The organism is Marinicella pacifica (genome assembly GCF_014636635.1).
GTDB lineage: Bacteria > Pseudomonadota > Gammaproteobacteria > Xanthomonadales > Marinicellaceae > Marinicella > Marinicella pacifica.
In genome coordinates, this window is record NZ_BMEO01000001.1 from 32,693 (window position 1) to 58,986 (window position 26,294).

Here is a 26,294-nt window from a genome sequence, read left to right on the forward strand (position 1 = left end):
ATGAAAAAACAGCGGCTTTACTCAGCGCTTAAATAAATTCGAACAACTCGGCATGGATGTCGCCATCCCAGGGATGTAACATCATCAATTCACTGAATTGGGCAAACTGGCGTGGAAAATTGGCAATCACTTCATGCGGTTGCGGCACCAGGTTTTTATCCGCAATCAAACCAAACTCAACCGAACCATTGTACGACAAAATACTGATACCCATACCAATGGTACCGTTTTGTGGTACCCAAAACATCAATTTGGTGATTTCACAGCCGGCAATGTATAACGGCACTTGCGGACCGGGTACGTTTGTCAGAACAGCCGTGGCTTTTTTGGAAAACTGATGCAACAGTAAATTCTGAATGGCGGTGGGTGCCAGGCCCACCAGACTTAATAAACTTAAGGTCACCAACGCTTGTTTGGATTTTTTCAGCGCGTTCATTTCCTCATGCACATAAGCCAGACGAGCCAATGGGTTGGCTTCAAACACCGGTAAGTTTAAAAACACCAGACCAAAATGATTCCCCAGTTCTTTGGCATGTTTGAGGGGCCGTAAATTCACCGGTACCGTGGCACGGATGATTTTTTCATCGGGATCATCACCTTTATCCAGCATGTATGCCCGCAAAGCACCGGCCAGATTCGCAATCAATACATCGTTGACCGTGGTGCCGGTGGCTTTGGCCACGGCTTTGACTTCATCCAGTGGTAAAGATTGTGACCAGGCCACCCGTTTACGGGTACAAAGTTCGGATTTGAACACACTTTCAGGATCATTACTTAACGCCAATGCAGACACCAGTTCTTCCATCAGATTAATGGATTCGCCCACACCTTTTTCCAGCAAGCCCGGATTGTGCAATACTTCTTTACCCAAACCGGCAATTTCATTGAGTAATTTAAGTGACTGATTGAATTGTTTTTTCGCCGGGTTAATCACCTGGTGTAATAAATCCAGTTTTTCATGCTGTTCTTGCTTGGATTCTTCGGCATCCAGTTGCAGACTTTTTTCACGGCCGGTGCTGGTCATGGATAACAGCACCTGAATCAGGGCAATGCCATCGGCGTAACTGTGGTGAATCCGCACCACAACAACCGGCCCCTTCAAATAATTTTCTACAATGTGAAAAGACCACAACGGTTTGTTCTTATCCAGGGGTGACGAGGCTAAGTTGCTGACATAATCCTGTAATTCGCGGTAATCCGCTTTACCCGGTAATGCCACCCGCCTGACATGTGCCGCCATATCAAAGTATTTATCTTCCTGCCAAAAACAACCGGTCTTATTTTGATTGGCACACTGGCGAAAACGGCGAAATGTGAGGAATTTTTTGATCAGAACAGTTTTAAAAACATCAATATCCGGGCATTCATCCAGAAACATCAGACCGGTAATCATCATCAGATTATGGGGTGTCTCCATGCGCAGCCAGGCGGTATCGACTTTTCGCATGGGATCTTTCTTACCGTCTAAATATTGCAGCATGAATGAAGAATCTGATAAAAACAGCAATCATTATAATGAAAGGCGGCCAAAAAAAATAGCGTGGCTCATCAGACGATGTGACGAATGATCAGTTGTAAACGTTCGCGGTTCCGAAATTCATTCACCTGCATCTGATAGCAGACGTGGACTTTTTTTTCAGTATCTGGAAATTGCTGGGGAATGTGATTAAAGGCAATGGCCTCAATTTGCTTACTTAAATCCAAGGTTTGTAAACGGAGTCGGGTGTGAATTTCAGCAACCGCTTTTTTTTCTTTAACAATAAAATAATCATCAAATAAAGGGGCTTCAAAACCCGCACCCCAGGGTCCGGCTGCGGCCAGTTGTTGTGCCATATAAAGCGATAAGTCTTCCACCGCAACCGCACCGTCACTGAGAACCTGCTGACCATCGGGCAAATCATCCATCCAGGTATCCACCACCCGGCATAGCTGTTTTTTAAATTCGCCCATGTGGTCTTTTTTCAGGGTTAAACCGGCCGCCATGGCGTGGCCACCAAATTTTTTAATCAGATCAGGACAATCACGATCCACGGCCACCAGCGCATCCCGGATATGAAAGCCCTCAATGCTCCGAGCAGAGCCTTTGACCCACTCAGAATCTTCGCCTTCATCGGCAAAAGCCACCACCGGCCGTTGGGTGTACTCTTTGACTTTTGAGGCCAGTAAACCCACCACACCCTGGTGCCAGCGCCGATGATACAGACATATGGCAGAACTGAGCTTATCGGCTTTTTGCAGCGATTTAATCACCGAGTCAGCCATGCTTTGCATGTTGGACTGGATAACTTTGCGCTCTTTATTGATGTTGTTCAGTTGTTCAGACAATTGGCGGGCATTGTTGATGTCATCTGATAGCAATAAATCAATCCCCACACCCATGTCTTGCAACCGACCGGCTGCATTAAGCCGTGGCGCCAGCATAAATGCCAGCATTTGTGCATCTGCCCTGTGTGGGTCACAACCGGCTACCTCACACAAAGCCAACAAGCCGGGCTTAACCGCCCCGCCACGCAAACGTTTTAAACCGGCTTCAACCAATATCCGGTTGTTGTAATCCAGCGTCACCACATCAGCCACGGTGCCCAAAGCCACCAGATCCAGATAATGACTGAGTTGCACCGTGTGTGCGGATAAATGGGCAGGGTTTTGACTTTTTTTAAGCTGCGTGATGACCCGGGTTAATAAATAAAAAGCCACACCCACACCGGCCAGCGATGAACTGCCAAAGCGGCTGTTTCTAAGATTAGGGTTCACAATGGCGTTCGCATCCGGCAAGCGATCTGGCGGTAAATGATGATCAGTAATCACCACCTGCATACCCAGTGCCCGCGCCTTACGCACGCCGGCGACTGAACTGATGCCGTTGTCCACGGTGATAATTAATTCACAGGCCAAATCAGCCAACTCCGCCACCAGCGGCTCAGTTAATCCATAGCCGTAATCAAAGCGATTGGGCACAATATAATCAACTTCAGCGGCACCGATTTGGCGTAAAACCCGCACCATTAATGCGGTGGCGGTGGCACCATCGGCGTCAAAATCACCCACAATAAAGATTTTTCTTTGGTCAGCGGCCGCTGTAATGATTAATTTGGCCGCTTCATCGATACCCGGTATGTCGTCGGCGTGACGCAGCTTTTTAAGACTGTAATCAACGTCATCGGCATGCCGTACACCACGGGCTTGATAAATGCGCTGAATCAGGGGCGGCAAATGCTCGCCGCCCGCCAATGGTTCGTTGTTGACATCGCGACGAATAATCCGAACCATGGCGTAATGACCGTTTAAATATACTTGATGTCTTCGATGAAATAAGTTTTCTCACCGCCCGGAGCCTGTACGTGAACCTCATCATCAACCCGTTTACCCACCAAAGCACGGGCAATGGGGGAACTGATTGAGATTTTGCCTTCATCGATATTGGCTTCTGCATCGCCGACAATTTGGTAGGTGACATTGTCACCACTGGCCTCTTCCTCAAGCACAACGGTGGCACCAAACACCACTTTATCACCGACATTCAGGTTCACCACGTCAATAACTTCACTGTGAGCGATAATGCCCTCAAGTTCAGCAATACGGCCTTCATTAAAGGACTGTTGTTCGCGGGCCGCATGGTATTCCGCGTTTTCTTTCAGATCTCCGTGTTCACGGGCTTCGGCAACCGCTTCAATAATTTTCGGTCGTTCAACGTTTTTCAGGCGCTTCAGTTCAGCCTTGAGCTGTTCGACACCTTTTTTCGTAATCGGTTTTCTCATTTTATCTCCTTATGCTTCATGCAGTTCACTGAGGGCATAAATTTCAGGGTTTTTGACATATTCAAAAGCGGCAATGGTGGCCGCCGCACCGGCTAACGTGGTGCTGTAATGCACCCCTTGTTTTAAGGCTTCAGTTCGGATGGATGCCGAATCAGCGATGGCCTGTGCGCCTTCAGTGGTGTTTATAATAAAATCAATTTCACGGCTTTTAATGCGATCGACAATGTGCGGGCGACCTTCTATCACCTTATTCACACTTTCACAAAATACGCCGGCTTGTCTTAATAACTGACAGGTACCATGTGTGGCCACCAGTTCGAAATTCAATGCACTGAGTTGTTTGGCCAAAGGCACCAATTTGTCTTTATCGGCGTCGCGAACACTGACGAATGCTTTACCTACTTGAGGCATTTTAACATGCGCACCCAGTCGGGCGGCAGCCACTGCGGCACCAAAAGTCTTACCGGTCCCCATAACTTCACCGGTGGAGCGCATTTCGGGGCCCAAAATCGGGTCAACGCCGGGAAATTTGGTGAACGGAAACACCGGCTCTTTGATGGAATAATGGTTTAAGTCCAAACGCGCCCGGACATTTTGTTGTTTCAGACTGATACCTGCCATACACAACGCGCCGATTTGCGCCAACGGCAATCCGGTGGCTTTGGACACAAACGGGACCGTGCGGGAGGCACGTGGATTGACTTCAATAATATAAATATCATCCCCTTGAATGGCAAATTGGGTGTTCATTAAACCCACCACATTCAGTTCTTTGGCCATTAAGGTACATTGTCGTATCAGTTCTTGCTGCACCTCCTGACTTAAACTGAACGGCGGAATACAACACGCGGAGTCACCCGAATGTACACCGGCCTGTTCAATATGTTGCATGATACCGCCCACCAGTACCTCTTCACCATCACAGACAATATCCACATCCACCTCAATGGCATGGTCGAGGAATCGGTCTAACAGCACCGGCGAATCATTCGACACCAACACCGCTTCCTGCATATAGCGGCTGAGTTCAGTCACCGAATGCACCACTTCCATGGCCCGACCACCGAGTACAAAGGAGGGCCTGACCACCAATGGAAAACCGATGGCATCAGCCCGTTCCAGCGCTTCATTAATCGAGCTGACGGTGTCATTGGGCGGCTGTTTTAAATTGAGCTTTTCAAGCATGGCCTTAAACTGCTCGCGGTCTTCCGCCCGGGCAATACATTCAGGCGATGAACCGATAATCGGCACCCCGGCAGCGGCCAGATCTTCAGCCAGATTCAACGGGGTTTGACCGCCATATTGCACAATCACACCCTCAGGTTGCTCAACGGCAACAATGGCTAACACATCTTCTAAAGTCAGCGATTCAAAATACAGTCGGTCTGAAGTGTCGTAATCAGTGGAAACCGTTTCCGGGTTACAGTTCACCATGATGGTTTCAAAACCCGCATTCTTTAAAGCAATGGAAGCATGCACGCAACAATAATCAAACTCAATACCCTGCCCGATGCGGTTAGGTCCACCGCCGAGAATCATAATTTTCCGCCGATCGGTGGGCCTGGCTTCGCATTCTTGCTCATAACTCCCGTAAAAATATGCAGTGGGTGCGGCAAATTCAGCGGCACAGGAGTCCACCCGTTTGTACACCGGCTTCACTTGCCGTGCCAAACGACTTTCGCGCACTGCCTTCTCTGTACAGCCAAACAGCTGGCTGAGTCGTTCGTCGGAAAAACCCAGTTGTTTAATCGCCAACCAATCAGCCGCTTCCAGTGTCTCATGCTGAGTTTTGCTGAGGGCTTGTTCAACCTTAACCAGATGTTCAATCGCCTGTAAAAACCAGGGATCAATTTTAGATAAACGCTGAATTTCAGCCAAATCATAACCATAACGAAAACCATCGGCCACATAGAACAGTCGTTTAGATGAACCTTCTCTGATTTCTTTATTTAAGTCGAACCCTTGTTCCATTTGTTCAACGCTTACTTGAGGCTGCAAACCACAATAGCCCATTTCCATCCCGCGTAACGCTTTTTGCAGCGATTCGCTGAAGGTTCTACCAATGGCCATCACCTCACCCACGGATTTCATTTGGGTGCTTAAGCGATCGACACTGCCGGCAAATTTTTCAAAGGCAAAGCGTGGGATCTTGGTGACCACGTAATCAATGGTCGGCTCAAAAGAAGCCGGAATGGTGTCACCGGTAATTTCATTATTGAGTTCATCCAACGTGTAGCCGACAGCCAATTTGGCCGCCACTTTGGCAATCGGAAAACCGGTGGCTTTGGAAGCCAGTGCCGATGATCGTGACACCCGTGGATTCATTTCAATCACTATCATTCGACCATTGTCCGGATTAATCGCAAATTGAACATTTGAACCACCGGTTTCAACGCCGATTTTGCGCAACACCGCAAGCGAAGCATCACGCATCACCTGATATTCTTTATCGGTCAGCGTTTGTGCCGGTGCCACCGTAATTGAATCACCGGTGTGAACACCCATCGGGTCGATATTTTCAATGGCGCAAATAATGATGCAGTTATCGGCTTTATCTCTGACCACCTCCATTTCAAACTCTTTCCAGCCCAACAAAGATTCTTCCAGTAGTACTTCGGTGGTGGGTGATAAACGCAACCCTTCACGGGTGATGTTTTCAAATTCCTCCAGGTTATAGGCAATTCCGCCGCCGGTACCACCGAGGGTGAAAGACGGCCTGATAATCACCGGATAACCGATGGTTTTTTGCACTTCTCTGGCCTCTTCCATATCATGCACAATGGCTGAATGGGCCACATCCAGTCCGATATCCTGCATCGCCACCCGAAATTGCTCACGGTCCTCGGCCATATCGATGGCTTCGCGCGATGCACCAATCATTTCAACGCCATATTTTTCCAGTACGCCCTGACTGACAAGATCCAACGAACAGTTCAGCGCGGTTTGTCCTCCCATGGTGGGTAAAATGGCATCGGGTTTTTCTCGTTCAATGATTTTAGCCACTGTTTGCCAGGTAATCGGCTGAATGTAAATCTGATCTGCGGTGTCGGGATCAGTCATGATGGTGGCCGGGTTGGAATTCACCAGAATCACATGAAAGCCCTCGTCTTTGAGCGCTTTACAGGCCTGCGTACCCGAATAATCAAATTCACAGGCTTGGCCAATGACGATGGGACCGGCGCCCAAGACTAAAATTCGTTGAATATCCGTGCGCTTAGGCATGGGCTTTCTCCTGTTGCTTACGTTGTCGCATGGCGTCTATAAAACCATTAAACACAGATACGGCATCATGGGGGCCGGGACTGGCCTCGGGGTGTCCCTGAAATGCATAGGCCGGTTTTTGACGGTGTTTAAACCCTTGTATGGATTGGTCAAACAAGGAACGGTGGGTGACTTCTAACTCACCGGGCAGGCCTTCTTCAGCCACACAAAAACTGTGATTCTGACTGGTTATCATAACCTGTTGGCCGGCTTCGTCCATCACCGGGTGATTGGCACCATGGTGACCGTATTTCATTTTTTCAGTGCGACCACCCAGCGCCAAAGCCAATATTTGGTGGCCAAGACAAATGCCAAAAAAAGGCATATCGGCCTGTAAAAATTCCCGACAGGCCTCGATGGCATAATGACAAGCTGCCGGATCACCGGGACCGTTCGACATAAACACACCGTCGGGTTGCATTGCCATCACTTCAGCAGCCGGGGTTTGCGCCGGCACCAGCGTCACCCGACAACCCATATCATGCAAAATACGCATAATTTGCTGTTTAATACCAAAATCGTAGCACACCACATGATGCGGTGTTGATGCTGATTTTCTGAAAGCTTGCTGTGAGAGGTCATAGCGCCCTTCCGACCACTCCTGTTGACTGGTCAGGGTCACTTCTTTGGCCAAATCCATGCCGGCCAAACCGACAAATGCCCGGGCTTTAGCAATCGCCGCTTGTTGATCAGGGGTCTGACCAGATTCTGCGGTCATTATGCAGGCTTTCATGGCGCCATGCTCTCGCAAGTGATTGGTCAGGGCACGGGTATCCACACCGGTAATGGCCACCACGTTATTGTCCTTGAGGAATTGGCTTAATATTTTTTGATTGCGCCAACTGCTGGGTTTATCATGGTATTCACGCACGATGAGGCCGGCTGCCTGAACTCGGGGCGATTCGTTGTCAACGTCATTTACACCGGTGTTACCGATGTGTGGATAGGTCAGGGTTACCAGCTGACCGGCATAGGACGGGTCTGAAAGAATTTCCTGATAGCCTGTCATGGCGGTGTTAAAAACCACTTCTCCCACCCGGTGACCACCGGCGGCAAAAGAAAAACCATGAAAAACACGACCGTCAGCAAGGGCCAACAATGCTGGCGGCAGGTGTTCAGGAAATAACAATTGTTTTAGATTAGACATGGGCTCAACTCTGTTTGGTGAGACCGCCACCGGTCTCATGGCGTAAAAAAAGCCGGTATTGGACCGACCATTTACGGGGTTCGAATTGAAAGCGGATTTTAACTTAAAATGACCCTAAACACCACACACTCAGCGATATTTTCATTCTTGTTTGGCTATAATACATCCATGCAAATTCACCTGGCTATCTATCACCCGCGCCGCGCCGGCATTTTAAGTGCGGCGCTTGACCTGGGCGCGGATAAAATTATTTTATTACACCGTTCACAAGACACCATTGAAGGCTTAAAATCAGTGCTCAACAGCCGCGGTATAAAATGCCAGTCGATTGTGGTTAATTTTGAGACCCATCACCTCAGAGATCAGTTTGCCCGTTTACTGGAGCAACACCAGTCCGACGATTTTTACTTCAATGCCTCCAGTGGTTACAAAAAAATTGTATTAATCGGTTTTGAACAGTTTAATGCTTATGGCTACCCTATTTTCCTGGTAGATAAATTCACCGATGAGTTGTACTGGTTGCAAAATAAAGCAGATCGGCCCACCGAAGACCACCACCTCAGCCATCAAATTAAAATCAATGAATACCTGAAAACTTTTAACACCCATGTTTTGAATGAGGGCAGCAAAACACCCGAACCACTGGCTTCTCGTGAGCTGACGGCCTGGCTTATTGCACACATTGAGCACCACGACAAACCCATTGGTCAGCTCAACTATATGGCCATGATGGCTAGCCGGGACAACCGTTACACATTGGATAACCGTCAGGCTAAAGATACCGGTTTATTAACTGTCCTCGGGCATTTTGAAGCCGCCGGTCTATTGACTTTACGCGGTCGAAAGTTAAAATTCAATGATTCAGAAAGCCGTTTTTATTGCAATGGCGGCTGGCTGGAGAACCATGTGTTTGGTTTAATTTATGGCATGCGAAAAAGCCGTTCCCACATCACCGATGTGGCCAAAGGTTTGCAGGTGGTCAGAAATCAGGGGGTGGTTAAAAATGAAATTGATGTGGCCGCCATGAGCCACAACCGATTACATATCATCGAATGTAAAACCCAAAAATTTTCCAAAAGCAATGATGACAATGCGGCCGCCAACAGCGCCATTTATCGGTTAGACACCCTAAAAACATTTTCAGGCGGCATCTCCGGTAAAGCCATGCTGATCAGTTACCAACCTTTAACCAAATATAATTTGTCGCGGGCGGAGGATTTGGGCATTTATTGCTGTTCATACACTCAACTTAAACAATTAGACCACCATTTATACCGATTTTTTGATTCCGAATCATGAAAAATTTCAGAAGTGATAACGAAGCGCCGGTTCATCCCGATATTATGCAGGCCATGGTTGATATCAACCACGGTTTCGATGAATCCTATGGTTATGACCACTTGAGCCGGCAACTTAATGAACGCTTTCAACAACTATTCGGTTGTTGGTGTGAGGTTTTGCCACTGACCACCGGTACCGCGGCCAATGGTATCGCCATTGCTTTAAGCACCCCTGCTTACGGCGCCGTTTATTGCCATCCAAACAGTCACATTAATGTGGATGAATGCGGCGCACCCGAGTTTTTCAGCGGTGGCGCGAAACTGATTAGCGTACCCGGTGAGCAGGGTAAAATAGAGTGTGACGTCCTCAACCGTCATTTAGAAAACAGCGGCCACCATGGTGAGCATGAATCTTTACCATCAACCATCAGCCTCACCCAATGCACCGAATCCGGCACGGTGTATTCTCTTGAAGAACTAAAAGCTTTTAAAAAAACAGCCAAACAATACGGTTTGGCTGTACATATGGACGGTGCCCGTTTTGCCAATGCACTGGTCACTCTGGGTGTGGATGCCGCAGAAGCCACCTGGCAGTCAGGCGTAGATTTATTGTCTTTCGGTGCGACTAAAAACGGTGCGATGATGGCAGAAGCCCTCATCGTTTTTAACCCTGCCTATAATAAACAAATTAAACGCCTGCGTAAACGCGCCGGTCATCTGATCAGTAAGATGCGCTTTGTGCATGCCCAATTGTTGGCTTATCTGGATAATGATTTGTGGCTAAATCTGGCCCGGCATGCCAACCAACAAGCCCGATTTTTTGCCGAATCGATGCGCAATAATCGGCACGTGCAGTTACTTCATCCGGTCGAGGCCAATGAAGTTTTTTGCCGCTTACCAGTGGATTTGATTAACGATCTGGAACAGCGTGATTTTAAATTTCATCGCTGGCCGGGTGAAAAGGGTGTGATTCGTCTGGTATTTTCTTTTGCAACCCGGGCATCAGACACCCGATCACTTATTGAGGCTATTGATCGCTTTTAAATTTTGAAAAATCAATGTCGAACAAAGATTCAATTTGTGTTTCTAATTGAGTGAAAGAAATTGGGTGACTGAATAAATAACCCTGAAACTGATCACAGCCCATGGCCACCAGCTGCTGTAACTGAGCCGGATTTTCAACACCTTCTGCCACGGTGGTGATATTCAGGTTTTGACCCATCAGAATCATGGTTTTAATCAATTCCAAATCATCTTTATCCTCATTCATGTCTCGAATAAAGGATTTGTCAATTTTTAAGGCATGCACCGGAAAATTTTTCAGGTAGGACAAAGAAGAATAGCCGGTACCAAAATCGTCAATGGACACATTAATGCCCCAAGCCGTCAGTTGATTCAGGATAAACTGACTGTTGGTCACATCTTGTATCAGGGTTTGTTCCGTTAATTCCAGTTCCAATCGATCGTAGGGAAATTTATATTCGTCCAAAATATATTTCAAACGACTTAGAAATTCTGGATGCTCCAGTAATCTTGCGGATACGTTAAAACTCAAACTGATATTTTTGTGCCGCTCCATTAACGACTTAAACTGTTCACAGGCGTGTCTAAACAACTGCCAGGAAACCGAAACAATCAAACCCGTATCCTCTAATAATTCAATAAAGGTTTTGGGCTTTAAGTAATCACCGTCCTGTTGCTGCCAGCGCATGAGGGCTTCGGCACCCACCATATGGCCCTGGGCATCGTAACGCGGCTGATAAAACATCTCAAAGCGACCTTGTTCCTGGGCTTCGTGTAATTGATTCACCAGTTTCAGACGCGCCTGCGCTTTATGTTCTATCACCGAGTCGTATATGGCATAGGTGTTGCGGCCTTTGTCTTTGGCACGATACAACGCAGCATCCGCATTGGACAGCAGTTCATTAACTGTGGAACCGTCTCGCGGATATTTTGCAACACCGACACTACCGGTTAAACGAATCTGGTGGCCGTCAATATCAATCGGGTATTTAAGTTGACTTAAAAAACGGCTCACCAATGATATGATATTTTTCTCTTCCATTTTTCCCGGCAGCAGAACAATAAACTCGTCACCGCCCATGCGCGCAATGATGTCTTTTTTTCGGAATATTCTGGCGAACAGCTCCGGCAGCTTCATCAATAAACGATCGCCCATGGCATGGCCCAAAGTGTCGTTAACGTCTTTAAAGTGATCCAGATCAATAAACAATAAGCTAAAGGGCACTGCCGCTTTTCTTGGGTTCGACACGTAATCTTCGATGTATTGGGTGATGAAATGACGATTGGGTAAATGGGTTAAGGCATCGTGATTGGCCAGATAACTGAGCTTTTCCTGGATTTTTTCTCGTCGTTTAATCTCCAATTCTAACTGCCGGGATTGTTCTTTGGCTTTAACGCGTGACAATAAAGTAATCAGTAACATCATCACGATAAGGATGCCGCCGGCAAAAACCACATAGGGCAATGGCGATAAAATGCTGTTGATTAACGTTTCTGTGGGATACACCTTAAACACCCATCCATCGGTATCAGCATCCAGATTTAATTCAAAATACGCTAAATAACTGCCTTGGGTTAATTCCGGGCCGTTGGCATAGACCACTTTGTCAGCGGCATACGCTTTGGTGTAAAAACCGGTGTTTAAGGGATCATCAATGATGCGATCAATAAATTGTTCGATATAAATTTCAATTGCAAAAAAACCGTCAAAATGGTTTGCAAAATTAATCGGCATCAAAATAAATATGATGTTGTGACCATCTTCTGTAGACACCACCCGGCTGTATTCAGGCAAATTATCACGGCGCGCAACATCCAGTTTTTCTGACATCCCCGGCATCCCAAGAATATCTTCAATATTTATATGGTGCAGCGGTTCTAATGATTCACTCCACTGTACCTTTTGTTTGTCATTTATCCACCAGATTTCATTGACCCCGGATGTGCGCTCAATAAAGTTTCTGGCATCTGAACGCCAGTTTTGCTCTTTTGTGCCGTTATTGACCACCCATCTGTTGACCATTGAAGCCAAGTCACTGGTCAGCTCCTGGGCATTGGTGATAATAAGTGAACGGGTACGGTCTTTTTGACCTGTGAGAATCTGATTCAGCGTATTGTTTTGTGATTGACTTATTTGATGCGCAATCAAAGTGACCGCCAAAGCCAATACAATCGCCACACCCCAGGCAATGTAATACGATTTATCAACAATTTTTTTTATTTTGGCAACTCCCATTGTCTCATTTTTTTAATTCTCAGATTAGCACGATTATGTATTAAAACACAATGACATCCCAATATCGGCTCAAAAATATTTAAATAACCGCCAGATCACCTTTTTCCTGCAACCAGGTTTTGCGGTCGGCGGCGCGTTTTTTGGCCAACAACATATCCAATATTTCGTGGGTTTTGTCACCGGCCTGAACCTTTAACTGTACCAAACGGCGGGTGTCCGGTGAAATGGTGCTTTCCCGTAATTGCAAGGGATTCATTTCACCCAGCCCTTTAAAGCGGGTGACACTGACCTTTCTCTTGTTATTGTTTTTTTCCAAGGTTTCCAGGATGTGTTGCTTCTCACTGTCATCCACCGCGTAGTGTTTTTCCTTGCCCACGTCAATCCGATACAAAGGCGGCATCGCCACAAACACATGTCCGGCACGCACCACGGGTTCAAAATGACGTAAAAACAAGGCACACAATAAAGTGGCGATGTGCAGACCATCTGAATCTGCATCGGCCAGAATAATCACTTTGCCGTAACGCAAACCCGCCAAATCAGTGGTGCCGGGATCAACTCCTATGGCCACTGCCAGATCATGGACTTCCTGTGAAGCCATCACCTGATTCGGGTCCACCTCCCATGAATTAAGAATTTTTCCGCGCAGCGGCATAATGGCCTGAAATTCCCGATCTCTGGCCTGCTTAGCGGATCCGCCGGCGGAATCCCCTTCCACCAGAAACAATTCACTGACATTGGGATCGTCACTGGAACAATCGGCCAGTTTACCCGGCAGCGCAGGTCCCTGGGTAATTTTTTTGCGCACCACTTTTTTGGCTTTGCGCAAGCGGTTTTGGGCTGCCTGTATAACCAGTGTGGCAATTGCTTCAGCTTCTTCCACATGCTGATTTAACCACAATGTCAAAGCATCCTTAATCGTGCCGGTCACATAAGGGGCGATGGCCCTGGATGACAAACGTTCTTTGGTTTGACCGGAAAACTGCGGTTCTTTCATTTTACAGCTCAACACATAACTGACCCGATCCCACACATCATCCGGCGCCAGTTTCACACCCCGGGGCAATAACTGGTGGCTGTCGGCAAAATCTCGCAAGGCTTCGGTTAAACCGCTGCGCAAACCGTTCACATGGGTACCACCTAAGGGTGTCGGAATTAGATTGACATAACTTTCGGTGATCAGTTCTCCTTCCGGCACCCAGGCCAAAATCCAGTCCACGGTAAATTCATCGTCCTGATGGGATCCGTCAAAACCTGTCATCGGAAGGGTTTCAGAGGCCTGGGTGGCATCATTAAAATACTCACTCAAACCATTTTCATAACACCACATGTCTTCTGTGCCCTGAACATCATCCTGAAACACCACCGTCAATCCGGGTGATAAAACCGCCTTGGCCTTGAGCAACCGGTGCAGACGTTTGACGTCAATTTTTAAGGTGTCAAAATACTGTTCAGCCGGGGTAAATTGAATGCGGGTGCCGGTGTTGCGCCGACCCACTTCACCCACCGCTTTGAGTTCGCTGACTTTTTCACCGTGCTCAAAAGCAATGTGGTGTTCCTGACCCTCACGCTTAATCCACACATCCAACCGTGAGGATAAGGCGTTAACCACTGACACACCCACGCCATGTAAACCACCCGAGAAGGTGTAATTTTTATTGGAAAATTTACCGCCGGCATGAAGTTTGGCCAAAATCAATTCGACACCACTGACCCCATGTTCCTTGTGCACATCAATCGGCATTCCGCGGCCATCATCGGTGACTTCAATAAGGCCGTCTTTAAATAAGCGCACAGTTATTTTTTTGGCAAAACCGGCCAGTGCTTCATCCACTGAATTATCCACCACTTCCTGAATCAAATGATTGGGCCGGTCGGTGTCGGTGTACATGCCCGGTCGCCGTTTGACCGGTTCTAAGCCGGACAGGACTTCAATGTCTTCAGATTGGTAAGAATTGCTCATAATGTTTTTTATTATATTTCTTTGTAAATTGATTCCTGAGATTGCATTGAATCCATACCGTCCTGATGGCCATTTTTAGGCGGATACAAGGCATCATAAGTCACATAGTTGGCTGAAAACACCACCCCCATCATTACCCCCATAAACAGCAGTATCAAGACATTGGCAATGCCCATACCAAAAGCACCGGCCAATAAACCCACCACCAAACTCAAGATAAACGCTGCGGCCATGGATAACATCATTAACCATAAGGTTAAACTGAGAATGGCTTGCCAGGCGAAAAACACGGTTTTCACGCTGCGGATCATGGCTTGAATCGGCGAATCCTCATTAAATACCACCAAAGCCGGTGAAAAAGCCATTAATAATGCCACCGGCAAACCGGTTAAAACACTTACCAGCAAACGAGTCAACGCTTCAGAAAATGTAATTTCAGCGGCTGTTTCCGGGGTTAACACCGGTAGTTGCATGGTTTCTAACAGCATTAACTGCACGGCATGCATGGCATAGTTTAGCGCTACCGCCAACACCCCGAGTATTAACAGGGCATTTAAACGGCTCAATAACAGGCTTCGACAATGTGACCACAATTGGCCGGGCACCTGTGCCTGTTGGGGATTGGTTTGCACCTGGCGACACAACAGATAGTACCAGGCAGTCATCACCGGCATCACCAACATTAAAACCATTAAAGCCACCTGCACCGACAACATGGACAATAACATCACGGCCAAACCCAAAATCAGTAAAGTGGCATACCAATGTTTTTGCATCTGCTGGAACAGTTTAATACCTTGATTAAGCCATTGTTTACCTGTAGACCAGCTGATAGGTTGTTTGGGTTGGGGTTGTTGGTATGAAGTCATGGACATTATTCGGTGGTGGCGGTGGGTTGGCCGTTGATGGCGGCATTCAGGGTATACCAGCATAACAAAGCGGATTTAATCCGTGCCGGAAATTTTTTCACTGAAACAAGACAAGCCACCGGACCCAATACCTCTTTCGCCTCAGCCAGGCCTTCATCACTCATCATTTGTTTAAAGGCGGCAAATAAATGTAAGGCTTCAAAAATACTTTGACCGGTCACCAATTCTGTCATCATAGAGGCTGATGCCATTGAAATGGCACAACTGTCACCGGCAAAATGGGCGGCTTTAATGACATCTTCTTCAATGGTTAAATAAACATGCACCTGATCGCCACAAATGGCATTTAAACCCTCGGCATGATGGGTCCAGTGCGCCGGCTCTCCGTAGTTCTGCGGGTTTTTGTTATGGGCCAGGACTTGTTGTTTATAGAGTGTATTCAGGTCGCTCATTTAAAGTTATGAAAACATCGCTTTGGCTTGGTTCAGCGATTCTACCAGAATATCCACCTCATGTTCAGTATTATAAAAAGCCAACGACGCGCGACAACTGCCCGGTACGTCAAAAAATTGAAAAATCGGCATGGTGCAGTGGTGACCGGTGCGAATGGCGACCCCGTGATGATCAATGATGGTGCCGATGTCATGGGGGTGAATACCATCGATTAAAAACGAAAAAACCGGTGATTTTTGACTGGCTTCACCGAGAATACGCAAACCCGGTATCGTTTTTAAGGCTTGTTCGGTGTATTGTTTTAAATGATCCTCTCGTTGAGCAATCGCCTCAAGCCCCACGTCCAGCATAAATTCAGCCGCTGCACCCAAACCGATGCCGCCGGCTATGTTGGGTGTACCCGCCTCAAATTTAGCCGGCACCTTGTTATAAACAGTCTCTTCAAAGGTTACCTTGCTGATCATTTCACCGCCCCCGTGATAAGGCGGCATGGCCTCAAGATGCGTTGCTTTGCCATAAAGCACACCAGAACCGGTGGGGCCATACATTTTATGACCTGAAACGGTGTAAAAATCACAATCCAAATCTTGCACATCCACTTTTAAATGCGGCGTTGACTGGGCACCGTCCACCAACACCGGAATATCTTTAGCATGGGCCTTGGCTATTAGTTCTTTGACCGGATTAATGGTGCCCAAAGCATTAGATACATGAATCACCGACATAAACTTTGTCCGCTCATTCATGAGTGTATCTAACTCATCTAAAACCAGTTCACCGCGGTCATTCATGGGAATAACTTTGAGTTTGGCACCGGTTTGTTGACACAGAATCTGCCAGGGTACGATATTAGAATGGTGTTCCAGATGCGAAATAAGAATTTCATCACCCGGTTTTAATCGTTCACGCACAAAAGTTTGTGCCACCAGATTTACCGCTTCGGTACAACCGCGCACAAAAATCAGATTATCCGGTGAAGGGGCATGGATTAAGCGGGCCAAAGAGGCCCGCGCCTGTTCATACAAATCGGTGGCACGACCGCTGAGACAATGCACGCCACGGTGAATGTTGGCATTGTGCCGGCAGTAATAATCGTTCACCGCATCAATCACCACCTGCGGTCGCATGGCGGTGGCGGCATTGTCAAAATACACCAGGTCTTTGCCGTTCACCTGTTGATGCAAACAGGGAAACGCCTCTCTTAACATACCAGCGCCTCTTGTTCGAAAGAAACCATCATCATTTCACGCGCCAGATCAAGCGGAATCCCCCGTGACTGCAGGTAGAAGACCGCCTCTTCATCCAATGTACCAATGGTGGAGCCATGGGCCGCCACCACCTCATCGGCATACACCTCAAGTTCAGGTTTACTGGCAATTTTAGCATCATTGGACAACAAGATATTTTTCAAATCTTGCTCTATTTCACTGCCGTCTGCCCCTTTTGCCACGATGGCTTTGGCATTATTAAACACGCTGGCCGAGTCATCGGCCAAGCTCCGATGCGTGACTTCAGAACGGTTGTTTTTGCGTGCATGGTTAACCACCACAATGTCACTGATGTGGCTTTGACCGGCGGCTTTATTGATGGAACCGGACTGGTATTCGGCCTGTTCACCGCTAAAATCGACCCAATGCACATGGTGTTGCAAATCGCCGCCTTGATGACGATGCTGGGTGGTCACCCGGGCTTCACCGGCAAGGGTAAAATGTTGCAATGAGATATGCTGCTGTTGATCGTCCAGAATAACTTGCTGGTGACGTTTAAGATGGGCCTTTTCGCCAATTTGATAAAAATTATTGACATTGATCCGCCCACTGACAAGCAGTTCATCAACCACCACCTCAGCACCGGCTGCCAGCTGCACAAGGTTTCGCACATAGGTCCAGCGGCTGGGTTCTTTGACTGCATAGCGCAACAGAATCCGGGCTTCAGCAGGAGCCTGGGCGGATACTTTGATGGCCACACCCTGACTAAATAACGCCTGGTTGGCGGCCTGAACAACCAATTCCGGGGTTTGATCCAGGGGCGACCATCGGGGTTGTTCCGACGCCTGAATGGGTTCAACAGTCAGCCAATCAGGCAAATTATCGGGCACAGACACACCTTCATCGCTGACAACAACAACCACTTGATGGTCAGCCGTATGGGCGGCATCAACAGGAGAAGTTTGTGGCTTGAGCGGGTCTTTTTTCAGACGACTGGCGTCACTGTATCGCCAGAATTCCAACTTACGGCCTGGTGCCGGCCAAGTTTTTAGAACATCAGCGGCATGCTGTTGCTTTTTTGACAAGTCTTCAGGCCAGGTGAGATTTTTTTGCGGCTGCGGGTTTGACGCAGCCAACCAATCAAGCATCAAGCCAGCCATAACCTTGCTCCTCAAGTTCAAGTGCCAGTTTTTTGCTGCCCGATTTAACGATTTGACCATCCGCCAAAACATGCACATAATCAGGTTCAATATAGTCCAGTAAGCGCTGGTAGTGGGTGATGATAATAAATGAGCGGTTGCTGTCACGCAATTGATTCACCCCATCGGCAACAATTTTTAAAGCATCAATATCCAAACCTGAATCAGTTTCATCCAAAATCGCCAAACTGGGCTCTAAAACCGCCATCTGAAACACTTCATTGCGCTTTTTCTCACCGCCGGAAAAGCCCACGTTAACCGGCCGTTTGAGCAAATCATCTTTCATGTGTAACTTGTTAATTTTGTCTTTGACCATACGCAAAAACCCGGCCGAATCTATACCCTCTTCACCCCTGTATTTGCGTTGGGCGTTATAAGCGGTGCGTAAAAAGTACATATTGTTAACACCGGGAATTTCCACCGGATACTGAAAAGCCAGAAAAACCCCTTCACCGGCCCGCTCTTCAGGTTCCAGTTCCAGTAAATTCTTGCCCTTGAAATGCACCGATCCTTCCGTGGCTTCTACATGCGGCATCCCCGCCAGCAAATTACCTAAAGTACTTTTACCGGATCCGTTGGGACCCATAATGGCATGCACCTCACCGGGTTTTACGGACAAGTTGAGGTTCTTTAAAATGTTCTTGTCGCCCGCTTTGGCGTGTATATTTTTGATTTCTAACATTAGCCTATGGCTCCTTCTAATGATACATCTAACAGTGCTTTAGCCTCTACGGCAAATTCCATGGGTAATTCTTTAAAGACCTGTTTGCAAAAGCCGTCCACGATTAATGAAATGGCCTCTTCTTCGGGAATGCCGCGCTGCAGACAATAATTCAGCTGGTCTTCGGAAATTTTTGAGGTGGTGGCTTCATGCTCCAGTTTAGCAGTCATGTTGCCCGACTCGGTGTAGGGAAAGGTATGGGCACCACATTCTTTACCGATCAGCAACGAATCGCACTGGGTGAAATTTCGGGCATAATCGGCGCGCTTTGCGACCCGCACCAGTCCGCGGTAACTGTTTTGACTTTTACCCACGGATATACCTTTTGAAATCACGGTGCTTTTGGTGTTTTTGCCCAGATGAATCATTTTGGTGCCGGTGTCGGCCTGTTGGTAATTATTGGTTAAAGCCACAGAATAGAATTCACCGCTGGAATGGTCACCGCGCAAAATACAACTGGGGTACTTCCAGGTGATGGCGGAACCGGTTTCCACCTGTGTCCAGGATATCTTTGATTTGATACCGGCGCAAAGTCCACGTTTGGTGACAAAGTTATAGATGCCGCCCTTGCCGTCTTCATCACCGGGGTACCAGTTTTGAACAGTTGAATATTTGATGTTGGCCTCATCTTTGGCAATCAGTTCGACCACCGCCGCATGGAGTTGGTTCTCATCACGCATCGGTGCGGTACAACCTTCTAAATAACTGACATAAGAATTATCTTCCGCAATAATCAATGTGCGTTCAAACTGACCCGTGTGGTTGGCATTAATTCTGAAGTAGGTGGATAATTCCATCGGGCAGCGGGTGTCTTTGGGAATATACACAAAGGAGCCGTCACTGAAAACCGCGGCATTAAGGGCCGCAAAATAATTATCCCGCGGTGGTACCACAGTACCCAAATACTCGCGTACCAATTCAGGATGGTCCTGAACGGCTTCAGAGAACGAACAAAATATCACACCGGCTTCGGCCAGTTCTTTACGGAACGTGGTTCCAACTGAGACAGAATCAAACACCGCATCCACGGCCACGCCGGCCAGACGTTCGCGCTCATGTAACGGGACACCGAGTTTCTCGTATGTCTCAAGAATTTTCGGATCCACCTCATCCAGCGATTTGGGGGCATTCTCGGCCTTGGTCTTGGGCGATGAATAATAACTGATGGCCTGAAAATCAATCTCCGGTACATTCAGTTTAGCCCAATCAGGGGTCGGCATTTTTAGCCACTCCCGAAAAGCGTTTAACCGGTATTCAAGCAACCACTCGGGTTCTTTTTTCTTGGCTGAGATTAAACGAATGGTGTCTTCGTCCAAGCCCGGCGGAATGGTGATTGACTCAATGTTGGTGTAAAAACCTTCTTTATACCGTTCACTGGCCCGTTGTCGCACCAATTTGTTGTCAATAACAGCTTCGTTGCGTTCACTCATGATTTTATCTGTAAATTAATTTTTTGTTTGTTGTCCATAATTTCACTGACTGTGACGTTCTGCAGCGCTTGTGAAATCACTTGGTTCACCCGCCGCATACCGGCACTCATATAACAATGACTGATGAAGTCACAGTGCCCCTGATCATCGGCACATTCAGTTAAGGCCAAACGCCCTTCCATGGCTTCGATGACCTCATGCAAGCTGATGTCTCGCTTGCGCTTGATTAAGAAATAACCGCCTCTGGCACCCCGTTTTGAATCCAATAAACCGGCCTGGCGCAATTGCTTGAGGATTTTACTGACCGTCGGTAATTCCAGTCCGACGGTTTGTGCCAAATAATCGGCGGATACCGGCTCTGACGTTTTTTTCAACGCCATAATCAGCATAAAACCGTATTCTGTTAAGCGCGCCAATTTAATCATGGGGGCATTTTATCTCATATAGGACTAAATTGGTACCATTTAAAAATAATCAAGCCAAATTTATGTCTTAAACTGTTATACTCAACTTTTTTATTCTCAAGACCGCCATGAAAAGCATTCAATCTTCGACCTCTTTTTTAGCCGCTGTATTTTTGACTGTCATTCCTGGCCTGAGCTTCAGTGAAATCACACGCATTGATAACGTCCAAGGCTACACTCATAACGGTAAACAATTGATAAATTTTAAGTCACTGACTTTTGACAGCAACAGCGGCCGAATTTTAGATGCCACCAAGGTACAAAAAGTTGATCGCGTTATCGACGGCAACAATCAAATTCTTATTTCAGGTTTACACGATGCCCATGGCCATGTGCTGAATTATGGTTTGTCTCAGGTTCAGGTTCAGTTACAGGGTTTAGATGATTTTGAGCAGGTACTTGAGACCATTCAACAGGGGTTGAAAACGCACCGGGGAGATGATTGGTTACTGGGACGCGGCTGGAATCAGGCACTGTGGCCGGAAAAAGATTTTCCCAGCAAACAGGACCTGGATGAACTGTCCATCAATCAACCACCCATATGGTTAACGCGCATCGACGGTCATGCCGGCTGGGGTAACTCCGCGGCTTTAAAAGCCGCCGGCATAAACCGGGAAGTGGCTCAAAACAATGATTTAATCCTCAAGGATGCTAACGGTGAACCCACTGGCGTATTAATTGACAATGCCATGGAATTAATCACCAGACACATTCCTGCCACCGGTCCAGACAGTCAGCGAGAAGCACTCCATAAAGCTTTTCAGGATTTAGCCGCAGTTGGCTTAACCTATGTTCATGATGCCGGTATCAGTGCGGACAATCATGCCATGTATAAAAAATTAGCTGAAACCGGCCAAATGCCGATTCGTATTTATGCCATGCTGGCCTCTCAGGATCCGGCTTTTGAGGCCACCTTGAAAAAAGGCCTGGTTAATATCGCCAACCGCTATCAATTACGTGCAATCAAAATGATGGTGGACGGTGCTTTAGGCAGTTACGGCGCCCTGTTGCACGAACCCTACAGTGATAAACCGGAAACCCATGGCGCCTATGTCCAGAATTTAAACACGTTAAAAACCAAACTTAAACCCACCGTGGCCGCCGGTTTTCAGGCCGCTATACACGCCATTGGCGACCGCGGCAACACCGAAGTACTGAATTTATTGGCTCAGCCGATGGCCTTTTCTGGGCAATTACGGCATCGCATTGAACATGCGCAAATTATGCGTCCGAGTGATATTGCGCGAATGGCAAATAATGACATCATTGCCTCAATGCAACCCACCCACGCCACCAGTGATAAAAATATGGCTGAAGACCGCATTGGCCCTGATCGTATGGACGGTGCCTATGCCTGGCAAACAGCGCTTGATAACAATGTTCACTTAGCCTTTGGCTCTGATTTTCCGGTGGAACTGTTCAATCCTTTTTATGGATTACATGCGGCCGTCACCCGTCAGGACCGTAACAATCAACCGCAAGGCGGCTGGTACAGTGAAGAAGCCTTAAGCATTGAAGATGCTTTTAAAGCCTTTTCCATCGGTGCTGCCTACGCCGCCCATGATGAACACAACAACGGCTCCTTAGAACCCGGGAAATACGCCGACTTTATTATTATCGACCAAAATATTTTTACCATCGATCCGAAAGATATCTGGAAAACCCAAGTGTTGGAAACCTGGGTGAATGGGCAATGCATATATAAACATAAGCAATAAAAGTCGGGCTGTTTACAAAAAGCATCAACACCCAATTGATACACACTGATGACCATTTCACCGAATAAATTACTCAACAGCAAATGGACTGCTGTTCAACCTGTCAATAAGGAAAAACATTGCCTGATCACTAAAATTGAATTTGAGAAAAATGGTCGGGTGAATCATTGTCAAATGCAATCCATTCACAGCAAGCGCTTATTTTTAATTGATTGGCATGACCTTAAAAACCCTGACAAATGGCAACAAGGCTGGCTGTGATATCTGTTGTTACCGAATGGATTGATAACCGCCCGGTAATCCATCTTTTGAAAATACACACTGCCACAGCTGATTACTTCTGGCCCGAAAGGAACCGGCACAGGATAGCAAGTAATAGCACCATTGACGGTAGAACAGGTCATCATAATCCTGTTTGATTTCATCCCAGCTATTATTGAAATTTTCATACCAGGCCATCAAGGTGGTGTCGTAATCCACACCAAAATTATGCCAGTCTTCCAGCACCAGAAGCCCTTCCGTGTTTTCTGCAATCTGTTGCACAGAGGGAATCATTGAGTTGGGGAAAATATATTTGGCTATCCAAGGATCGGTTTGGGTGACAGAATGGTTACCACCAATACAATGCAATAAAAACAAACCATCGTCACGCAGATTTTTTTTTACCACCTGAAAATAGTCAGCGTAGTTTTTATAACCCACATGCTCAAACATGCCGATGGAAAATATTCGGTCAAAGGTTTCATTCAGATCCCGGTAATCCTGAAGCCGAATATCAATCGGCCAATCCCGGCAGAATTCATCAGCCAGCTGTTTTTGCTTTTTAGAAACCGTGAGTCCGACCACCTCAACACCATAACGTTCAGCGGCAAAACGTGCCGTCCCACCCCAACCACAACCGATATCCAGAACCCGCATGCCCGGTTCCAGTCCCAGTTTACGGCACACCAGATCAAGTTTATGTTCCTGCGCCTGATTGATGTTATCGGCAAATCGCCAATACCCACAGCTGTATATCATGCGCTTATCCAGCATTTTTTGAAACAAAGTGTTACCGATGTCATAATGCTTTCGTCCAATGGTAAACGCCCGTGAGGGTTTTTGCAGGTTAATTATTTTGGATTTAATCACCGACCAGATATCACCGAGCCCACTGACCTTCTCGTGCAATTTTACCCGCAGAATACGGTTAAAAAACTGATCCAGATGCGCACAATCCCACCAGCCCGCCATATAGGATTCCCCGAGTCCCAACGAACCTTGCGCCAATACCCGAGCATAAAATCGATTATCATGCACCTGAAGATCCCAGGGCCGGTCACCACCGATTTGCACATCTGCCGATGCTAACCAGGCATTTAATGTATTATTAATGGTTTGTGTTTTCATAAGCCTAATAATTATAACAAATCTCACTTATGTTTGAGGCTTGAACTGAAACACCATTCCATCATCTTCTTTGGAGTGCTGCTGAGCAGCACGACCCGCCGAGCCGGTTGGTGAGCGTAGCGAATCAGAGGCGAAGAGCGCGAAGTTATACGAAGTGTTCGCTGTGGCCGCTTTCACTTTTGTCGGGAACAAAAGTGAATGACGCCTCCATGGATGGAGGTGTGCTGCGTGAGCTGGGAGTGGAAGCGTAAGTCCCAAGAACACACCTTAATACAAAGGGCTTGATATGTGTCAAGCACTGAATGTCTTTAAATCTGTAAAATGTGCGATTTTATTGGGTATTTGTCATGTCACAGCCTGAATTATTGTCACCGGCCGGCAGCCTCAAGAACATGCGCTATGCCTTTGCCTACGGCGCTGATGCCGTTTACGCCGGACAACCGCGCTACAGCTTGCGGGTTCGCAACAATGAATTTAATTTGGATAATCTGCGCATCGGCATCAATGAAGCCCATGCAGCGAATAAGCAGTTTTATGTGGTCAGTAACATCGCACCGCATAACAGCAAACTCAAAACCTATCTGCGAGATATTGAACCGGTGATTGCCATGCAACCCGATGCCCTCATTATGTCTGACCCGGGCTTAATCATGCTGGTGCGTGAACATTTCCCCGATATGGCGATTCATTTATCAGTGCAAGCCAATGCAGTTAATTGGGCCACGGTTAAATTCTGGCAGCAACAAGGCATTGAACGGGTGATTCTGTCACGCGAATTATCACTTAATGAAATTGAAGAAATCCGTTTTAAGGTACCGGAGATGGAACTTGAAGTGTTTGTCCACGGTGCTCTGTGTATGGCCTATTCAGGACGTTGCCTGTTATCGGGCTACATTAATAAACGTGACCCCAACCAGGGCACCTGCACCAATGCCTGTCGCTGGCAATACGCCGTGCACCCGGCCACTGAAACCGCCACCGGTGATGTGGTCGCACAAACACCCAAACCCAGTAAAGACATTGTGCTACTACAGGAAAAAGGCCGGCCGGATGATTACCTGCCGACTTTTGAAGATGAACACGGCACCTACATCATGAATTCCAAAGATTTACGGGCAGTGGCGCATGTGGAACGTCTGGTTAAGATGGGCATTCATTCACTCAAAATCGAAGGCCGCACCAAATCTCATTATTATTGTGCCCGCACCGCCCAGGTTTATCGCCAGGCGATTGATGATGCGGAGGCCGGTCGACCATTTAATCCGGACCTCAATGAAGCCCTATCGCATCTGGCGAATCGCGGCTATACTGAAGGCTTTTTACAACGTCACCGGCCGCAGGACGCGCAGAATTATGAACGCGGCCACTCCATCAGCCATTCTCAGCAATTTGTCGGTGAAATCATTGGCCGACAAGGTGATCAGGTACAAATTGCCGTTAAAAACAAATTTTTGACCGGTGATCGACTTGAATTAATGACACCCGCCGGCAACCTGACATTCACCTTAGAAACCATGCACAATCAAGACGGTGAAACCATCACAGATGCCAAAGGATCCGGGCATCTGGTGACCATTCCCATGGATCAAAGCATTGATGTGAATATGGGTTTATTAATGCGTTTTTTACCCGCTGTAACAAGCCATCCCGACACAACAACTGAAACGCCAGAGACCCATGGCCTTACTGATTGAACAAGATTGTATCAACTGTGATATGTGCGAACCCGCCTGTCCCAACGAAGCAATTTATTACGGCGAAAGCATCTATGAAATCGACCCGGATAAATGCACAGAATGCGTCGGCCATTACGATGACCCCCAATGCATCGACGTTTGCCCCATCGACTGTATTATCACTGACACGGCGCATAAAGAAAGCCCGCAAGAGCTCTTGAAAAAATTCAAAACACTGTATCATCTATAAGCACGCAAAAAAGCCAATTAACATCATTGCAAGATAAAGTATATACGGTATATATTTTATCTATGCTTATAACTCAATTATGCCATTCTCTGGAAGAACATCAGGTACGCTATGCGCTGTTGGGTGGCTATGCCGTCGCGTTATATGGTGCTGAGCGTGGCACGGTGGATATTAATTTTGTGATTGAGTGGGAATAAATGTAGTATTTTGAACTAATATTCTCTATGAGAGACCGCCACAAGTCTCATA

General features: G+C 47.2%; 22 protein-coding genes. 7 read left to right on the forward strand and 15 right to left on the reverse strand.

Features of this window, described 5'->3' with window-relative positions:
- Positions 1 to 28: 28 nt before the first annotated feature.
- From IEV16_RS00175 to carA, 5 genes are all read right to left on the reverse strand, one after another.
- A complete protein-coding gene (locus tag IEV16_RS00175; protein ID WP_188363643.1) occupies positions 29 to 1,480 on the reverse strand; it encodes a WS/DGAT/MGAT family O-acyltransferase in 1,452 nt (483 codons plus the stop codon).
- A 68-nt stretch (positions 1,481 to 1,548) separates the two neighbouring features.
- Positions 1,549 to 3,270 carry a single-stranded-DNA-specific exonuclease RecJ gene (gene recJ / locus IEV16_RS00180; protein ID WP_188363644.1) on the reverse strand — a complete coding sequence of 574 codons (1,722 nt, stop codon included), beginning with the start codon at positions 3,268 to 3,270 and terminating at the stop codon, positions 1,549 to 1,551.
- 14 nt (positions 3,271 to 3,284) lie between these two features.
- On the reverse strand, positions 3,285 to 3,758 hold the full coding sequence (gene greA, locus IEV16_RS00185; protein ID WP_188363645.1) for a transcription elongation factor GreA: 474 nt from the start codon (positions 3,756 to 3,758) through the stop codon (positions 3,285 to 3,287).
- Between the two features lie 9 nt (positions 3,759 to 3,767).
- Positions 3,768 to 6,980, reverse strand: a complete 3,213-nt coding sequence (gene carB, locus IEV16_RS00190; protein WP_188363646.1) for a carbamoyl-phosphate synthase large subunit — start codon at positions 6,978 to 6,980, stop codon at positions 3,768 to 3,770.
- Positions 6,973 to 8,166 (reverse strand): glutamine-hydrolyzing carbamoyl-phosphate synthase small subunit, encoded by a 1,194-nt coding sequence (gene carA, locus IEV16_RS00195; RefSeq protein ID WP_188363647.1) that lies wholly within the window; start codon positions 8,164 to 8,166, stop codon positions 6,973 to 6,975. Before carA ends, carB begins: the two co-directional genes overlap by 8 nt.
- A 168-nt stretch (positions 8,167 to 8,334) precedes the next feature.
- Between carA and IEV16_RS00200 the strand changes: the two genes are divergently transcribed.
- Both IEV16_RS00200 and IEV16_RS00205 read left to right on the forward strand, forming a co-directional pair.
- Entirely contained in the window at positions 8,335 to 9,465 is a 1,131-nt protein-coding gene (locus tag IEV16_RS00200; protein WP_188363648.1) for a Card1-like endonuclease domain-containing protein, read from the forward strand.
- Positions 9,462 to 10,490 carry a threonine aldolase family protein gene (locus tag IEV16_RS00205; protein ID WP_188363649.1) on the forward strand — a complete coding sequence of 343 codons (1,029 nt, stop codon included), beginning with the start codon at positions 9,462 to 9,464 and terminating at the stop codon, positions 10,488 to 10,490. The genes IEV16_RS00200 and IEV16_RS00205 overlap by 4 nt, the downstream gene beginning before the upstream one ends.
- Here IEV16_RS00205 and IEV16_RS00210 read toward each other — a convergent pair.
- The 9 genes from IEV16_RS00210 to IEV16_RS00250 all read right to left on the reverse strand — a co-directional run bounded on the left by IEV16_RS00210 (position 10,474) and on the right by IEV16_RS00250 (position 20,973).
- Positions 10,474 to 12,705, reverse strand: a complete 2,232-nt coding sequence (locus IEV16_RS00210) for a putative bifunctional diguanylate cyclase/phosphodiesterase (RefSeq protein WP_188363650.1) — start codon at positions 12,703 to 12,705, stop codon at positions 10,474 to 10,476. The two genes, IEV16_RS00205 and IEV16_RS00210, sit on opposite strands and share 17 nt — an antisense overlap.
- 79 nt (positions 12,706 to 12,784) lie before the next feature.
- Positions 12,785 to 14,668: a DNA topoisomerase IV subunit B gene (gene parE / locus IEV16_RS00215; protein WP_188363651.1), complete on the reverse strand. Its 1,884-nt coding sequence runs from the start codon at positions 14,666 to 14,668 to the stop codon at positions 12,785 to 12,787.
- Between the two features lie 11 nt (positions 14,669 to 14,679).
- Positions 14,680 to 15,537, reverse strand: a complete 858-nt coding sequence (locus IEV16_RS00220; protein WP_188363652.1) for a hypothetical protein — start codon at positions 15,535 to 15,537, stop codon at positions 14,680 to 14,682.
- Between the two features lie 5 nt (positions 15,538 to 15,542).
- Positions 15,543 to 15,989 (reverse strand): Fe-S cluster assembly sulfur transfer protein SufU, encoded by a 447-nt coding sequence (sufU, locus tag IEV16_RS00225; RefSeq protein ID WP_188363653.1) that lies wholly within the window; start codon positions 15,987 to 15,989, stop codon positions 15,543 to 15,545.
- A gap of 6 nt (positions 15,990 to 15,995) precedes the next feature.
- Positions 15,996 to 17,198 carry an aminotransferase class V-fold PLP-dependent enzyme gene (locus IEV16_RS00230; RefSeq protein ID WP_188363654.1) on the reverse strand — a complete coding sequence of 401 codons (1,203 nt, stop codon included), beginning with the start codon at positions 17,196 to 17,198 and terminating at the stop codon, positions 15,996 to 15,998.
- On the reverse strand, positions 17,192 to 18,358 hold the full coding sequence (locus tag IEV16_RS00235) for a SufD family Fe-S cluster assembly protein (RefSeq protein WP_188363655.1): 1,167 nt from the start codon (positions 18,356 to 18,358) through the stop codon (positions 17,192 to 17,194). Before IEV16_RS00235 ends, IEV16_RS00230 begins: the two co-directional genes overlap by 7 nt.
- Complete coding sequence (sufC, locus tag IEV16_RS00240; protein ID WP_188363656.1) at positions 18,339 to 19,079, reverse strand: Fe-S cluster assembly ATPase SufC; 741 nt, start codon at positions 19,077 to 19,079, stop codon at positions 18,339 to 18,341. The genes IEV16_RS00235 and sufC overlap by 20 nt, the downstream gene beginning before the upstream one ends.
- Positions 19,079 to 20,548, reverse strand: a complete 1,470-nt coding sequence (gene sufB / locus IEV16_RS00245; RefSeq protein WP_188363657.1) for a Fe-S cluster assembly protein SufB — start codon at positions 20,546 to 20,548, stop codon at positions 19,079 to 19,081. The genes sufC and sufB overlap by 1 nt, the downstream gene beginning before the upstream one ends.
- Positions 20,545 to 20,973, reverse strand: a complete 429-nt coding sequence (locus IEV16_RS00250) for an SUF system Fe-S cluster assembly regulator (protein ID WP_188363658.1) — start codon at positions 20,971 to 20,973, stop codon at positions 20,545 to 20,547. Before IEV16_RS00250 ends, sufB begins: the two co-directional genes overlap by 4 nt.
- A 107-nt stretch (positions 20,974 to 21,080) precedes the next feature.
- On the opposite strand from IEV16_RS00250, the gene IEV16_RS00255 reads away from it, so the two are divergent.
- Complete coding sequence (locus tag IEV16_RS00255) at positions 21,081 to 22,730, forward strand: amidohydrolase (protein WP_188363659.1); 1,650 nt, start codon at positions 21,081 to 21,083, stop codon at positions 22,728 to 22,730.
- 48 nt (positions 22,731 to 22,778) lie between these two features.
- Positions 22,779 to 22,991, forward strand: coding sequence for a TIGR02450 family Trp-rich protein (locus tag IEV16_RS00260; RefSeq protein WP_229728194.1), 213 nt, complete (start codon positions 22,779 to 22,781; stop codon positions 22,989 to 22,991).
- Positions 22,992 to 23,000: 9 nt separating this feature from the next.
- Here IEV16_RS00260 and cfa read toward each other — a convergent pair whose 3' ends face one another.
- The gene (gene cfa, locus IEV16_RS00265; protein WP_188363660.1) at positions 23,001 to 24,119 is read right to left on the reverse strand and encodes a cyclopropane fatty acyl phospholipid synthase; all 1,119 of its coding nucleotides are present in this window, start codon (positions 24,117 to 24,119) and stop codon (positions 23,001 to 23,003) included.
- 347 nt (positions 24,120 to 24,466) lie between these two features.
- Between cfa and trhP the strand changes: the two genes are divergently transcribed.
- The 3 genes from trhP to IEV16_RS13465 all read left to right on the forward strand — a co-directional run bounded on the left by trhP (position 24,467) and on the right by IEV16_RS13465 (position 26,242).
- A complete protein-coding gene (trhP, locus tag IEV16_RS00270; protein WP_188363661.1) occupies positions 24,467 to 25,813 on the forward strand; it encodes a prephenate-dependent tRNA uridine(34) hydroxylase TrhP in 1,347 nt (448 codons plus the stop codon).
- A complete protein-coding gene (locus IEV16_RS00275; protein WP_188363662.1) occupies positions 25,797 to 26,045 on the forward strand; it encodes a YfhL family 4Fe-4S dicluster ferredoxin in 249 nt (82 codons plus the stop codon). Before trhP ends, IEV16_RS00275 begins: the two co-directional genes overlap by 17 nt.
- Before the next feature lie 62 nt (positions 26,046 to 26,107).
- Positions 26,108 to 26,242 (forward strand): hypothetical protein, encoded by a 135-nt coding sequence (locus IEV16_RS13465; RefSeq protein WP_268234385.1) that lies wholly within the window; start codon positions 26,108 to 26,110, stop codon positions 26,240 to 26,242.
- Positions 26,243 to 26,294: the final 52 nt, after the last annotated feature.